This window comes from Gordonia jinghuaiqii (assembly GCF_014041935.1).
GTDB lineage: Bacteria > Actinomycetota > Actinomycetes > Mycobacteriales > Mycobacteriaceae > Gordonia > Gordonia jinghuaiqii.
Genome location: NZ_CP059491.1, coordinates 2,317,786 through 2,331,612 on the forward strand (window position 1 = coordinate 2,317,786; position 13,827 = coordinate 2,331,612).

The window sequence follows — 13,827 nt, forward strand, 5'->3', positions numbered from 1 at the left end:
GGTGAGCCGGCGTACCTACTGGTTCCTGCCCTCGTGCAGCTTGGCGGCCATCACCGCGACCTGGGTGCGGCGCTGCATGTCGAGCTTGCCGAGGATGCGCGACACATAGTTCTTGATCGTCTTCTCCGCCAAGAACATCCGCTCGGCGATCTGGCGATTGGTCAAGCCCTCGCCGATGAGCGCGAACACCTCGCGCTCCTGATGTGTCAGCTCGGCGAGCGGATCCGCGGTCTGCTTGCCGTCGCGCAGCTTGGCGAGCAGGGCGGCGGTGGAACGGTCGTCGAGCAGTGAGCCGCCGCGTCCCACGGTGCGGACGGCGGCGACCAGGTTGTGCCCGAGGATCTGCTTGAGCACGAAGCCCGACGCCCCGGCGAGGACCGCGGCTAGCAGGGCGTCGTCGTCGGCGTAACTGGTGAGCATCAGACATTTGACGGTCGGTTCGGCGGCCCGCACGTCGCGGCACAACTCCACGCCGTTGCCGTCGGGGAGCCGCACGTCGAGCACCGCGACATCGGGCTTGGACGCCAGGATTCCGACGAGCGCCTCACCCGCCGACGCCGCCTCGCCGACGACCTCGATGTCGCCGGCTGTGCCCAGCAGGTCGCGTAGACCGCGCCGGACGAGTTCGTGGTCATCGACGAGATAGGCGCGGACCGGAGTGCTCGCGGGCTGGGCCGGATCGGGGGACATGGGTCGAAAATACACCTGCCCGCCGGGGACGTCGGGCCGGGACAACACCCGACGTCGGACCCACCGGATGCGGGACCTTGGCCTCACGAGCACGCCGGCGCCGGCGAGGAGACTTGTCTCCCGACGCACTTCCACGCAAGACCAGGAGATCATGTGACCACCCTCATCGGACCACCCGAACTGCGGAACGCCGAACTGGGCCACGGCGCGATGACCGGCGCGGACCTGCTGCGCGAACTGCTGCCGGTCTGCGAGACCGAGGTCGAGCGGCACATGAAGATGACCCGGGACTGGCACCCGCACGACTACGTGCCGTGGGACGACGGACGCAACTTCGCCGCACTCGGCGGCGACGACTGGGACCCGTCGCAGTCGCAGCTGTCCGACGTCGCCAAGGCCGCCATGATCACCAACCTGCTCACCGAGGACAACCTGCCGTCGTACCACCGGGTGATCGCCGACAACTTCGGCCTCGACGACGCGTGGGGCTGGTGGGTGGGCCGCTGGACCGCCGAGGAGAACCGCCACTCGGTGGTCATGCGCGACTACCTCGTGGTGACCCGCGGCGTCGACCCGGTGGAACTCGAGGAACTGCGCATGCAGCACATGACCTCGGGATTCAATCCGCTTCCCGAGGACGACGGTCAGCGTGACCACAGCTTCGACATGCTCTTCGCGGTCGCCTACGTCAGCTTCCAGGAACTCGCCACCCGTGTCTCGCACCGCAACACAGGCAAGGCATGCGGCGACCCGATCGCCGACAAGATGCTGCAGCGCGTCGCCGCCGACGAGAACCTGCACATGCTCTTCTACCGCAACATCGTCGCCGGGGCGCTCGACCTCGTGCCCGACCAGGCGATGGCCGCGATCTATGCGATCGTCTCCAACTTCCAGATGCCCGGGGCGACCATGCCGAACTTCCGGCGCAACGCGGTACTCATCGCCAAGGGCGGCATCTACGATCTGCCGCAACACATGTCGGACGTGGTGATGCCGGTGCTGCGCAAGTGGCGGATCTTCGAGCGGGAGGACTTCGGCCCGCTGGGGGAGCACTACCGCGAACTCCTCGCCGACTTCCTCGGTCAGATGGACATCAAGGTGCGCAAGTTCGAGGAGTCGCGCGAGCGAGCCCTGCAACGGCAGAAGGCGAAGGGACTGGCATGACCCTCACCGAACCGGCCCTCACCGAACCGGCCGGGCGAACCGCGCTGCGCGCCGACTTCTCCACCGCGATCGCGATGGCCGAGGCCGCGGCCGATCACAACCCGTCGTGGTGGAACGAGATCCGGGTCAACGCCGACGATGCGCTCGCGGCCGCCTATTGCAGCTCGCAGTTGCTCGGTGCGCTCCTCGAAGCCGCCGCACACCGCCTCGGGGTGCCCGCCGCCGACGTCTGGGCACACATCCGCGCGACAGGCGAACTGCCGCTCTAGGTCGGGGGCGCTGTAGGTCGGGGGCGCTGCCGGTAGTCTCTGCTCCCATGTCCGCGCCTGAGTCCACGCCCGATGCCGACCCCCGTACCGCCGGGGTGGGGCACTATCTGGTCGGCCTCGATCTCGAGGGCCGCAAGGTCGTCGTGGTGGGCGGCGGGTCCGTGGCGCAGCGACGCCTGCCCAACCTCGTCGCGGCCGGTGCCGACGTGCACGTCATCGCGGTCGACCCGACACCCGCGGTCGAGTCCTTCCCGGGCCTCAGCGTCGCCCGGCGCCGTTACGCCGCAGGCGATCTCGAGGGCGCCTGGTACGTGATGGCCTGCACCGACGACCCCGAGGTGAACGCCGCCGTCGTCGCCGAGGCAGAAAGCCGCCACACGTTCTGCGTGCGTGCCGACGACGCCCGATACGGCACCGCGGTCACCCCCGCATCCGGGCGCTACCGCGATGTGCAGTTCGGCGTCCTCGCCGGCGGCGACCACAAGCTGTCGGCGTCCCTGCGCGCCGCGATCAGCCGCGCCCTCGCCGACGGCTCGCTGGCCGTTGACGACGCCGCCCCCCATGCCGCCGGTGTCGCACTCGTCGGCGGCGGTCCCGGCGATCCCGACCTCATCACCGTGCGCGGACAGCGGCTTCTCGCCGAGGCCGACGTCGTCGTCGCCGACCGTCTCGCCCCGCCCGCGCTGCTCGCCGAACTGGGCCCGCAGGTCGAAATCATCGACGCCGCGAAGGTGCCCTACGGCCGCGCGATGAAGCAGGAGGCGATCAACGACGTCCTCGTCGAGAAGGCGAAGGAGGGCAAGTTCGTCGTCCGGCTCAAGGGCGGTGACCCCTATGTCTACGGGCGCGGTTTCGAGGAGCTGCAGGCGTGCGTGGCCGCCGGGGTGCCGGTGACCGTCGTGCCCGGCATCAGCAGCTCGATCGCGGCCCCGGCCGCGGCGGGCATCCCGGTGACCCACCGCGGTGTGACACATGAGGTGGTCATCGCCTCCGGGCATGTGCCGCCGGGCCACCCCGACTCGCTGATCGACTGGTCGGCGATGGGCAGGTTGCGCGGCACGCTGGTGCTGATGATGGCAGTCGAACGCGTCGAGGTCTTCGCCGACGCGCTACTCGAAGGCGGTCGTCCCGCCGACACCCCGGTCGCCATGATCGAGAACGGGTCGCTGCCCACCCAGCGACTGCTGCGGACCGACCTCGCGCACGCCGGCGCGGTTGCCGACGCCGAGGGACTGCGGCCGCCGGCCATCGTCGTCATCGGCGACGTGGCGGCCTTCACCGAAGGGTCCTGACCGCGGGCATGCCAACGGGGATTGGCATGTCGAAGTGGTGGGCCGGTACCGTCGAAACCTATGTCGAGATCGGGAACCGTGAACACTGGAACCGTGAACCCTGGAGAAGGTGGCACAGCGCAGTTCCGTCCGGTGTTCGGTCTGCCGATCCTGGTGCTGTCCGGTATGCAGCTGCTCATGGTGCTCGACGGCACCGTGGCCGCGCTGGCGCTCCCGCGTATCCGTGACGCGCTGACGCTGTCGGAGTCGAGCGCCAACTGGGTGATCAGCAGTTACGTCCTGGCCTTCGGCGGGCTCATGCTGCTCGGCGGTCGTCTCGGTGACACCTTCGGTCGCAAACGCATGTTCATCGTCGGCGTGGTGGCCTTCACCCTTACCTCGCTGCTGTGCGGGCTGGCGTGGAACGAGGCGAGTCTGCTCGCCGGTCGTGCCCTGCAGGGTGCATCGGCGGCGATCGCGGCGCCCACCGCGATGGCCCTGGTCGCGACGACCTTCGCGCCGGGCAAGCCCCGGAGCCAGGCGTTCGCGATCTACGCGGCGATGACCGGTGTCGGATCGGTCGCGGGACTGATCCTCGGCGGTGTGCTCACCGAGGTGTCGTGGCGCCTGGTGTTCCTGATCAACGTGCCGCTCGGTCTGGCCGTCGTCGCGGGCGCGGTGGTCGCGCTGCGCGAATCCCAGGGGCAGCGGTTGCCACTCGACGTGCCCGGCGCGGTCCTCGGCACGCTGGGCTGCACGCTGCTGGTACTCGCCGTCAACGAGGGCCCCAACGGGTGGGGTTCCCCGGTTGTCGTGGGCGCCTTCGTCCTCGGTGCGGCCGCACTCGTCGCCTTCGTCGTGGTCGAGCGCCGGGCCCGCAACCCGATCCTGCCGTTCTCGCTCTTCGACAACACCTCGCGCGTCGCCGCGCTGCTCGCGATCCTGTTCGCCAGCATGATCATGATGTGCATGGCCGTGTTCATCTCGCTGTACCTGCAGGGCATCCTGCAGTACTCGCCGATCCAGAGCGGTCTTGCCGTGGTGCCGTTCGCCTTCGGCCTCGGCATCGCCGCGGCCATCGCCTCGAAGCTGGCCCTGATGGTCCAGCCGCGCTGGCTGGTGCTCGTCGGCGGCGCGGTGATCCTCGTCGGCTGTCTCTACGCATCGTCGATCGCCACCGGCTCGCCGAGCTACTTCCCGAGCATCTTCATCCCGGTGATCGTGATCGGCTTCGGCGTCGGCCTGGCCGTGATCCCGCTGACGCTGTCGGTGGTGGCAGGGGTCGGTACCAACGAGATCGGGCCGCTGACAGCACTGGCCCAGGTCGCGCAGAACCTCGGCGGTGCGATCGGCCTTGTCGTCGTCGGCGCGATGGTGACCTCGCGCGCGCTGTCGCAGGGGGGCACCACCGCGCCCGTCGAGGAGATGAACGCGACGCAGCTCGCCGCACAGGCCGACGGTTACGGACTCGCCTTCGCCGCGTGTGCGGGGATCGCCGTCCTCGCGGCGATCGTCGTGCTGTTCATGCGCTTCACGCCCGAGCAGGTCGCCGAGGGGCAGGCGGCCCAGGAGGCCGCCGACGCCGGCGTCGGTCCCAACCCGTCTGATCCCCAGCAGTCCGGCTAGCAACTCGACGCCGGCGGGATCAGCATGCGGACGTGACCGCCTCCGACAACTCGGCGCGGGAGCGGATGCCCAGTTTCCGATAGACCTTGCGCAGGTGGTATTCGACGGTCTTCGGGCTGAGGAACAGCGCCGCCGCGGCCTCCCGGGTGGTGCGCCCGTCGGCGAGAAGCAAACCCACCTGCAATTCCTGTGGCGTGAGTGCGGCGACACCGCCGAGCGGGCGGTGTTCCACCCGTTCCCCGGTGAGGTCGAGTTCGGTGGCGGCCCGGTCGGCCCACGGCTCGGCACCGAGTCCGGAGAAGGTGCGCAACGCCTCGCGCAGGTGGCGGCGGGCCTCGACGCGGCGCGCATCGCGGCGCAACCGTTCGCCGAAGGCCAGCTCTGTGCGGGCGGTCTCGAACACGTCCGGGGTGTCGGCGTGCAGGTCGAGCGCCTGACCGAACGGTTCGTCGAAGTCGGGGGTGACCAGCCCGACAGCTCGCCTCGCCCGCGCCCGCGACCACGGCTGGCCCTTCCGGTCGGCCGCGAGCAGATGATCGTGCGCCAGCCGCGTCGCCTCCGCCGGACGCCCCAGCCGCAGCAGCGTGTCGACCAGATCGGGGTGTGGCGAGAGATCGGGATCGTCCACGCCCCTCTCGGTGAGGAGCTCGTCGACGGCCCGGAGCCGCCGGAGCGTCTCCTGCACATCGGTCCCGGCCAGGGCGAGGTCGCCGAGTGCGAGCAGTGCCCACATCTGCGCGGCGCGGATCTCCCGGTCGTGGCCCAGTGCCAGGGCCTGCTGTGCATGGGTCCGGCAGTCGTCGTCCTGGCCGGTGCGTGCCTGCAACCAGGCCAGGCCGGCCAGACCCATGGCCAGTTCCGTGGTCTGCCCGGTGTCGCGGGCCAGCCGGATCGCCTCGGTGTAGTCCGCCGCGGCCCGGTGCCACGCATCGGAGGTGGCGCCGTCGCGCGCCACCTGGAAGAGCAGCCCGGGCAGGACGCCCACGCCCGCCCGCCCGCGCGCATCTTCGATGCGGGCGCGCAATCCGCGCCCGGTGCCGGTGTCGCGGAGGAACAGCGGCGCATAGAGCAACCACGAGGTGTCGTACTCGTCGCCATGCAACTCCGGGTTGTCGGCGAGGAGCGGGACGACTGCGCGCAGCTCGGCGATGCCGCCGGTGCCCGCGAGGACCTTGGCCACTCCCAGAGCGAGCGTGCCCATCGCGCGGGCACGGGCGGTCGTGGCGCCGGCCAGCGCCTCGCTCAACGGTCCGACGAGCCTGCGGGTCACCGTGCCGTCGGCGAGGAAGAAGTTCGCATGCATCGCCTCGGCCAGCAGTCGGGCACGCGTGTCGGGTGAATCGCCGGCGAGTGCGGCCCGCTCCAGCAGGGTGATGCCCTCACGCAACGAACCGCTGCGCGCCGCGATCACGGCGCGCAGCTCGAGCGCCTGCACCTCGGTGCCGGATCGCGGCGCGGCGGTCAGCTCGTCCAGCAGCGCCAGCGCGCGGGGACCGTGCCCGGCCGACCAGGCGGCCGAGGCCGCGGCCAGCAGGCGCCCGTTCGCCGACTCGGCGGTGGGACTGAGCCGGGCGGCCCGTTCGTAGGCCGCCGAGGCCACGGACCACGCGGAACGATCCGCGGCACGCTCGCCCGCGGAGTGCAGGAGCGCCGCGGCCTCGGCGTCCGGAGCCCACAGCGCCTCGGCGAGGTGCCAGGCACGACGATCGACGTCCTCGGCAGGTAGCGCCGCGGCAACCGCGGCGTGTACCGAACGACGCCGGTCCGGTGCGGCGTCGCGGTAGATCGCCGATCGCACCAGCGGGTGCCGGAAGGTGATCTCACCACCGGTGACCTCGACGAGCCCGGCGTCGGCGGCCAGCGCGAGCCGGCCCGGGTCCAGGTCCGACGCCGCACAGACCACGCCGGTCAGCCGGAGATCGCCGTTGCAGATGACCGCGACCAGGAGCACCGCGCGGGTGGTGTCGTCGAGCGGCCGCAACCGCCGGGAGAACGCATCGACGAGTGAGGCGGACAGGGTCGCAGGCACCGCCGAGGCCCGCGGCGGGAGCGCATCGGGGTTCACCGCGAGTTCGGCCACCGCCAGCGGGTTCCCGCCGGTGAGCTCGAACACGCGCGTCACCCACTCCTCGTTCACCGGCGCTCCGGTGAGGGAGTCCACGAGCGCGCGCACCCCGGCCCGGTCGATCCCGGACAGGCGCACTTCGTCGACTCCGGCCAGTACCTCGCCGACCTCGTCCTCGCGACCGGCGAGCACGACGGCTATCGGATCGGCGCTGAGCCTGCGGGCCGCGAACAGCAACGCGTCCACCGACGGGCCGTCGATCCACTGGAGGTCGTCGACGAGCACCGCGACGGGCCCGTCGTCGGCGTAGCGGGACAGCAGGCTCAGGGTTGCCGCGCCGATCGCGAAGCGGTCCCCGGCCTCACCCTCCTCGAGTGCCAGCGCCATCGCCAGCGCCCGGGCCTGGGGTGCGGCGATCCCGTCCATCAGGTGCAGGGCGGGCCTCAGGAGACCGAGGAGGCCGGCGAAGGGAACCTCGCGTTCGGGTTCGGTGCCGACGGCGCGCAACACCCGGAACCCGTCGAGTCGGGTCAGGGTCCAGCGCAGCAGCGCGGTCTTCCCGACACCCGGCTCACCGGTCAGCGCGAGGACGCCGCTGGTGCCGATCCGGGCCGCGGACACGACCCGGTCGATGGCCAGCTGTTCGCGTGCCCGTCCGAGAACCACCCACCGAGTCTAGGTCCGCGGACCCGAGACCAGGGGGGTCACCGGACGCGGCGGAGGACACGGAAATCCTAGGTTCGAACTGTCCAGAGGAGCCCCTCGACCGAGGGGTCCGCGAAGACCAGAGGAGACGATCATGACCACCACGCACGAGGCGACAGAGGCGGCCGCCATCGATCCGGACAGACTGATGCAGTTCGTGTTCCGGGCGGTGGACGAGGTGGGCGCCACCCTGAACGCGGCACTGGTGGTGCTGGGCGACAAGCTCGGCTACTACCGCGATCTGGCGGCGCACGGCGCCACCACACCGGCCGCCCTCGCCGAACGCACCGGCACCGCCGAGCCCTACGCCCGCGAATGGCTCAACGCCCAGGCGGCCGGCGGCTTCGTGACCTACGACCCCGGGAACGGTACGTACACGCTGCCGCCCGAGCACGCCGTCGCGCTCACCGACGAGAACAGCCCGGCGTTCCTGCCCGGCTTCTTCCAGATCGCGCTGGGCACCGTCCATGACACCGCGCATGTGATCGAGGCGGCCCGCAGCGGAGCCGGCTACGGCTGGCACGAGCACGACTCCGATGTCCACATCGGGTGCGAGCGGTTCTTCCGTCCGAGCTATCACGCTCACCTGATCTCCGAGTGGCTGCCGGCGCTCGACGGCGTGGTCGACCGGCTCACCGAGGGCACCACCGTCGCCGATGTCGGATGCGGCCACGGCGCGTCGACAATCCTGATGGCACAGTCGTTTCCGGCGTCGACCTTCGTCGGCTCGGATTATCATCCGGAGTCGGTGGCCATCGCCCGGGAGCGTGCCGCGGCGGCCGGGGTCGCCGACCGGGTCAGCTTCGAGGTGGCCCCGGCGGACGGCTTCTCCGGCACCGGTCACGGCCTGGTGACGATGTTCGACTGCCTGCACGACATGGGCGATCCGGTCGGCGCGGCCGAACACGTACGCCGCGCGCTGGATCCCGACGGAACCTGGATGGTCGTCGAACCGATCGCCGGTGACCACGTGGAGGACAACCTGCACGCCGTCGGCCGCGCCTACTACGGATTCTCGACGCTGCTGTGCACACCCGCGTCGCTGTCCCAGGATGTAGGGCTCGCGCTCGGTACGCAGGCCGGACCGTCGAAGATCCGGGCGGTGACCACCTCCGCGGGGTTCACGCGCTTCGACCGGGTGGCGCAGACACCCTTCCACCAGGTCTTCGAGGTCAGATCCTGAGCCGCGAAACCGTGACGTCGCGCTCTCGCCGGAGGACACTGGGAGCAGGCGAACCCCAGGGAGGAGACCGGGGACCCATGTCAGCTCAGACCATCCACCCGATCCGTGCGCAGGCGCAGCCGTCCGGGGTGGCGCGGCACCGCCCGCGTCCTCCGGATCGGTCGGGTTCGGTGCTGCGCGAAGGGGTTTCGCTGGCCTTCGATGTCTACGAGGCCGTCTGTGAGGCGGGCGTTCACGAGGCGGGCGCGCCGACGATCGTGCTGCTGCCGACGTGGTCGATCGTCGACTCCCGGATCTGGAAGCTGCAGGTGCCCTACCTCGCCCGCCACCACCGGGTGGTGACCTTCGACGGCCGCGGCAGCGGCCGGTCCGGTCGGCCGGTCGGGGCGGCGGCGTACACCGACGAAAACTACGCGGCCGACGCGGTCGCGGTGCTGGACGCCACCGGCACCGACGAGGCTGTGCTGGTGGGCTTTTCGTGCGGGGTGGCCTGGTCGGTACACGTGGCGGCCGGCCACCCCGATCGGGTCACCGGACTGGTCGCGATCGCACCGTCGTGCGGACTGTCGGTACCCAGCCCCGAGCGGGACGCGTTCGCCTTCGACAAGCGTCTGGACTCGGCGCGCGGGTGGGCGAAATACAACGAGCACCACTGGCGCAGCGCCGGCGGATACGAGGACTTCGTCGAGTTCTTCGCCGAGCGGATGTATCACGAACCGCACTCCACCAAGCAGAAGGAGGACTTCATCGGCTGGGCGGGCGACATCGCCGCCGGCACCCTCGCCGACGCCACCGCCGGACGCCTCGGGCTGCACGGTGCCGTGGCGACCCCACTCGAACCGCTCTGTGAACGCCTACGGTGCCCGGTCCTGGTGATCCACGGGAGCGAGGATCGTGTGCGCCCGGTCGGGATTGCAGGCCGGCTGGCCGAACTGACCGGTGGTGCGCTGACGGTGCTCGACGGTGTCGGTCACGGTGTGCCGGGCCGTGAGCCGGTACGGGTCAACCATCTGATCCACGAGTTCGCCGAACGGGTTGCGCCGCAGTCACCTTCGCCGGGCACCAGCAGCTGGACGCGATCGCGCAGCCGGCGGCGCCGCGCCCTGTACCTGTCGTCTCCGATCGGGCTCGGTCACGCCCGCCGGGACCTGGCGGTCGCCGCCGAACTGCGCGAGCGTCACCCCGATCTGCAGGTCGACTGGCTGGCCCAGGACCCGGTGACCCGGATGCTCGCCGACGCCGGCGAAACGGTGCACCCGGCCTCGCGGTATCTGGCCAGCGAGTCACGCCACGTCGAGGACGAATGCGCCGACCACGACCTCAACGCGTTCGCCGCGATCCGGCGGATGGACGAGACACTGGTTGCCAACTTCATGATCTTCGACGAGGTCACCGGCCGCACACCGTACGACCTGGTCGTCGCGGACGAGGCGTGGGACGTCGACCACCTGCTGCACGAGAATCCCGAACTCAAACGCTTCGCACTGGCCTGGTTGACCGACTTCGTCGGCTGGTTGCCGATGCCGGACGGCGGGGACGCGGAGGCGGCGCTCACCGCCGACCACAACGCCGAGATGATCGAGCAACGAGCCCGGTACCGGCGGGTGCGCGACCGTTCGGTATTCGTGGGCAACCCCGACGACGTCGTCGACGAGAGCTTCGGCGACGGGCTGCCCCGTATCCGCGACTGGACCGCGCAGAACTTCGACTTCGCCGGTTACGTCTCGGGATTCACCCGGCCCGACGAGGAGGACTCGGCACGGCTGCGCGCCGGTTTGGGTCTGCGCGCCGAGGAGAAGCTGTGCCTGGTCACCGTCGGCGGCTCCGGCGTGGGGACGGCGCTGCTGTGTCGCGTGCTCGACGCCGTGCCCCGTGCCCGGCGACTCGTCGGCGACCTGCACTTCCTCGTCGTGTGTGGCCCCCGGATCGATCCGGCCGCGCTCGCCCGGCATCCCGGTGTCGAGGCGGGCGGGGTGACGGTGCGCGGGTTCCTGCCCGACCTGTACCGCCACCTCGCCGCCTGCGACCTCGCCGTCGTGCAGGGCGGGCTCACCACCTGCATGGAGCTCACGGTGAACCGGCGGCCGTTCATCTATGTGCCGCTGCGCAACCATTTCGAGCAGAACATCCACGTCCGGCACCGGCTGGAGCGTTACGGCGCCGGGCACTGCATGTCCTACGAAGACGCCTGCGACCCCGACCTGCTGGCCGGGGCGATCGCCGCGACCTTGCGAGACGAGGTGCACTACCGCCCGGTGGAGACCGACGGCGCGGCCCGGGCCGCCGACCTGATCGCCGGACTGCTCTGACGCGCCGGCACTAGTCGGTGAGCACGACGATCTGATCGGGGGAGGAGATCTCGACCCGCTGACCGGCGTCGGACAGCACCGCGGCGAGTCCCTCGACATCGCGCACGTTGCGCCGGGTGCGGACCAGTTCGCGCGCCACCAGACCCTTGTAGTGCTTGTTGAAATGGCTCACGACCTTGCGCGACCCGTCGGGTTGGGAGGTCATGACCGTGGCGGTGACCGCGCCGCGCACCGGACCGAGCTGGTGGTAGACACCCGACCGCAGATCCACGACGAAGTCGTCCACCGCGTCGAGCGCCGGGGACAGCTCGGGCTTCCAGATCGACGCCAGGGTCGGCATGCCGGGAAGCTTCGAACCGCCCGAAAGGCGGTATGCGGGAATGGGATCGGCGGCACGGACGACGCCGAAGAGGGCGGAGCCGATCGCGAGTCGCTCGGCGGCCTTGGTCTTGCCCGCCCTGGTCAGCGAGGCATGGTCGAGGGCGTCGTAGAGGACGCCGGTGTAGCGCTCGATCGCCGGCCGGGTGGGCGAGAGCCACAGGTCGGCGTTGCGGTCGACCTCGGCGAGCTGCGTGGCGCCCAGGCCGAGCGCGGTGCGGCTCGCGTCGAGGTCGGCGGCCAGGGCGACGAGCGCCTCGCCGAGACGCTTGCGCACCGGGTTCAGCTCCGGGAAGGACAGGGTGTCGAGATCGAGAGGCGCCCCGCGCCCACCGTCGGATTTGGTCTCGGAGGGAGGCAGGATGACGAGCACCGCAACACCATAACTAAGCTGGTTTGTCGTGATCACACGCATGTCGACCCTGTTCCTGCGGACCCTGCGCGACGACCCCGCCGACGCCGAGGTGCCGAGCCACAAGTTGCTGGTGAGAGCGGGCTACGTCCGCCGCGTCGCGCCCGGCGTGTACACGTGGCTCCCGCTGGGTCTGCGCGTACTCAAGGCGATCGAGAACGTGGTCCGCGAGGAGATGAACGCCATCGGCGGTCAGGAGATCCTGCTGCCCGCGTTGCTGCCGCGTGAGCCGTACGACACCACCAACCGCTGGACCGAGTACGGCGATGCACTGTTCCGACTCAAGGACCGCAAGGGCGCCGACATGCTCCTCGGGCCCACGCACGAGGAGCTGTTCGCCACCCTCGTCAAGAGCGAGTACTCGTCCTACAAGGACATGCCGGTCATCCTGTACCAGATCCAGACCAAGTACCGCGACGAGGAACGGCCCCGTGCCGGCATCCTGCGCGGCCGCGAGTTCGTGATGAAGGACGCCTACTCCTTCGACCTCGACGACGACGGACTGAAGAGGGCCTATGACGCCCATCGCGAGGCCTACCAGAAGATCTTCGAGCGCCTGCAGATCAGATACGTCATCGTGGCCGCCACGTCCGGCGCGATGGGCGGGAGCGCCTCCGAGGAGTTCCTGGCCGAATCCGAGGTCGGTGAGGACACCTTCGTGCGGTGCGTCGAGTCCGGCTACGCCGCCAATGTTGAGGCGGTCGTCACGAGGGCCCCGGAACCGAAGCCCTACGACGACCTGCCCGCCGCGCAGGTCCACGACACCCCGGACACGCCCACCATCGACACCCTGGTGGACTGGGCGAACGCGACCCTCGACCAGCAGTACACCGGCGCCGACACGCTCAAGAACGTGATGGTGAAACTCCGTGCGCCAGGAGGCGACTGGGAGATCACCGGTGTCGGCGTGCCCGGCGACCGCGAGGTGGACCTCAAGCGCCTCGAGGCCTCCGTGGAACCCGCCGAGGTCGAGTTGCTCACCGACGCCGACTTCGCCGCCAACCCGTTCCTGGTCAAGGGTTACATCGGGCCGAAGGGTCTGGCCGCCAACGGAATCCGTTACCTCGTCGATCCGCGGGTGGTCGACGGGACGTCGTGGATCACCGGTGCCGATGCACCCGGGCGTCACTACGTCGGTCTCGTGGCCGGCCGGGACTTCACCCCCGACGGCACCGTCGAGGCCGCCGAGGTGCGTGACGGCGACCCGTCTCCCGACGGCGCCGGAGTGCTGGTCAGCGCCAAGGGAATCGAGATCGGGCACATCTTCCAGCTCGGCCAGAAGTACACCGACGCCTTCGAGGTCGACGTCCTCGGCGAGAACGGCAAGCCGGTACGCCTCACCCAGGGTTCGTACGGCGTCGGCGTGTCGCGCCTGGTGGCCGTGATCGCCGAGCAGTTCCACGACGACAAGGGCCTGCGCTGGCCGAAGTCGGTGGCGCCGTTCGCCGTTCACGTCGTCATCGCGAACAAGGACACCGCGGCGGTGGCCGGTGCGGAGAAGCTCGCCGCCGAGCTCGACGCGGCCGGACTCGAGGTACTGCTCGACGACCGGAAGGCCTCGCCCGGGGTGAAGTTCAAGGATGCCGAGCTGCTCGGGATGCCGACCGTCGTCGTGGTGGGCCGCGGCTACGCCAACGGCACCATCGAGATCCGGGACCGGTTCACCGGCGAGGCCGCCGAGGTGGCCGTCGACGGTGCCGTCGATGCCGTGATCGCGGCCGCACGCGCCTGAGATCGCCTGGGCGGCGGCAGAGT

At 70.5% G+C, this 13,827-nt stretch carries 10 protein-coding genes; 7 read left to right on the top strand and 3 right to left on the bottom strand.

Features of this window, described 5'->3' with window-relative positions:
* Positions 1 to 15: 15 nt before the first annotated feature.
* A complete protein-coding gene (locus tag H1R19_RS10290) occupies positions 16 to 690 on the bottom strand; it encodes a response regulator (protein WP_188329048.1) in 675 nt (224 codons plus the stop codon).
* A 153-nt stretch (positions 691 to 843) separates the two neighbouring features.
* On the opposite strand from H1R19_RS10290, the gene H1R19_RS10295 reads away from it, so the two are divergent.
* From H1R19_RS10295 to H1R19_RS10310, 4 genes are read left to right on the top strand one after another with little or no spacing between them, the layout of a single operon-like run.
* Complete coding sequence (locus tag H1R19_RS10295; RefSeq protein WP_188329049.1) at positions 844 to 1,854, top strand: acyl-ACP desaturase; 1,011 nt, start codon at positions 844 to 846, stop codon at positions 1,852 to 1,854.
* Positions 1,851 to 2,123, top strand: a complete 273-nt coding sequence (locus tag H1R19_RS10300) for a hypothetical protein (RefSeq protein ID WP_219851341.1) — start codon at positions 1,851 to 1,853, stop codon at positions 2,121 to 2,123. The genes H1R19_RS10295 and H1R19_RS10300 overlap by 4 nt, the downstream gene beginning before the upstream one ends.
* 47 nt (positions 2,124 to 2,170) lie before the next feature.
* On the top strand, positions 2,171 to 3,415 hold the full coding sequence (gene cobA, locus H1R19_RS10305; RefSeq protein WP_219851342.1) for a uroporphyrinogen-III C-methyltransferase: 1,245 nt from the start codon (positions 2,171 to 2,173) through the stop codon (positions 3,413 to 3,415).
* 60 nt (positions 3,416 to 3,475) lie between these two features.
* Positions 3,476 to 5,020 (top strand): MFS transporter, encoded by a 1,545-nt coding sequence (locus tag H1R19_RS10310; protein WP_188329052.1) that lies wholly within the window; start codon positions 3,476 to 3,478, stop codon positions 5,018 to 5,020.
* Positions 5,021 to 5,039: 19 nt separating this feature from the next.
* Here the strand turns inward: H1R19_RS10310 and H1R19_RS10315 are convergent, their stop codons facing one another.
* Positions 5,040 to 7,751 carry an ATP-binding protein gene (locus tag H1R19_RS10315; protein WP_219851343.1) on the bottom strand — a complete coding sequence of 904 codons (2,712 nt, stop codon included), beginning with the start codon at positions 7,749 to 7,751 and terminating at the stop codon, positions 5,040 to 5,042.
* Between the two features lie 133 nt (positions 7,752 to 7,884).
* Between H1R19_RS10315 and H1R19_RS10320 the strand changes: the two genes are divergently transcribed.
* Together H1R19_RS10320 and H1R19_RS10325 are read left to right on the top strand one after the other, a co-directional pair.
* Positions 7,885 to 8,973: a class I SAM-dependent methyltransferase gene (locus H1R19_RS10320; RefSeq protein WP_188329054.1), complete on the top strand. Its 1,089-nt coding sequence runs from the start codon at positions 7,885 to 7,887 to the stop codon at positions 8,971 to 8,973.
* Between the two features lie 77 nt (positions 8,974 to 9,050).
* Positions 9,051 to 11,282 carry an alpha/beta hydrolase gene (locus H1R19_RS10325; protein ID WP_219851344.1) on the top strand — a complete coding sequence of 744 codons (2,232 nt, stop codon included), beginning with the start codon at positions 9,051 to 9,053 and terminating at the stop codon, positions 11,280 to 11,282.
* A gap of 10 nt (positions 11,283 to 11,292) precedes the next feature.
* Here H1R19_RS10325 and yaaA read toward each other — a convergent pair whose 3' ends face one another.
* On the bottom strand, positions 11,293 to 12,075 hold the full coding sequence (yaaA, locus tag H1R19_RS10330) for a peroxide stress protein YaaA (protein ID WP_188329056.1): 783 nt from the start codon (positions 12,073 to 12,075) through the stop codon (positions 11,293 to 11,295).
* Between yaaA and H1R19_RS10335 the strand changes: the two genes are divergently transcribed.
* Positions 12,074 to 13,804 (top strand): proline--tRNA ligase, encoded by a 1,731-nt coding sequence (locus H1R19_RS10335; RefSeq protein ID WP_188329318.1) that lies wholly within the window; start codon positions 12,074 to 12,076, stop codon positions 13,802 to 13,804. The two genes, yaaA and H1R19_RS10335, sit on opposite strands and share 2 nt — an antisense overlap.
* Positions 13,805 to 13,827 lie beyond the last annotated feature (23 nt).